The sequence below is a fragment of the Xenorhabdus griffiniae genome, from assembly GCF_001028135.1.
Classification (GTDB): Bacteria; Pseudomonadota; Gammaproteobacteria; order Enterobacterales; family Enterobacteriaceae; genus Xenorhabdus; species Xenorhabdus bakwenae.
In genome coordinates this window covers 1-811 of sequence record NZ_LDNM01000183.1, presented here as the reverse complement: position 1 = coordinate 811, position 811 = coordinate 1, and the positions used below count along the sequence as shown (strand labels likewise).

Below are 811 nucleotides of genomic sequence, written 5' to 3'. Positions count from 1 at the left end.
GCAACAGCTTGAGCGCATAGGCGGCCTGCCGTACCCCTTCTTCTTCCGCTATCGCTAAAATCTTGTGCTGGAGATGGGTTTCGCCCAGATAGAACAGACTTTGCCCGGTCATGGCGCTGTACTGGGTACGCTCTTCTTCCGGCATCAGGTTCAGTACGGCCTCCATCAATGAGGATTTTCCGGCGGCGCTGCTGCTTTGGATCAGGACGGCTAAGGGGTTGGGCAGTTTACGGCTCACGGCAGCCAAAAAGCCGGCCAGTAAGTTAGTGGACTCACCAACCACGCCACAGGCGGCTAAGTCAGCGGTAATACGGGCAGTCAGATAGGGATCTTGCAGCAAGGCCAGCGCTGCCTTTTGTTCGGCGTCACTCATTGTCGGCACATTGACCACTGATACCTTGCCGCCTTGCTGTTGCCATTGTTCAGCAGCCAGCAACACCTGCCCCAGCGCCCGCCGCAGATCCGCTTCGCCCAGTCCCAGCTCAGTGGCGGCCATGCGGGAGTAACTGTTACGTGAACGGCCGCTCATCAGATCAACCCCGTCGGCGAACAACACCCCGCTTTGCCTGTCCAGCACCTGCGCATTGAGTTTCATCGCAGCGGAACCTGCCTTAACTGATCCCATGCCGCGCAGACACCATTGCAGTGTGCCGACTGACACGAGCAGCTCGCCATGCTCACCCGACTCACAGACCACATTCGGCGTCACGCGGGGCGCCGGTTCGGCGGCTAAAGGGGAAGCGGGTTCGGGTGCTGTGTCTGGCTCAGGTGTCTGGCGCTCTAGAGCCACCATATCCGCCGCCTCCTGCAT

General features: G+C 59.9%; 1 pseudogene. It reads right to left on the bottom strand.

Features of this window, described 5'->3' with window-relative positions:
* Positions 1-811, bottom strand: a pseudogene (locus AAY47_RS19540) (DNA primase); the annotation flags it as partial.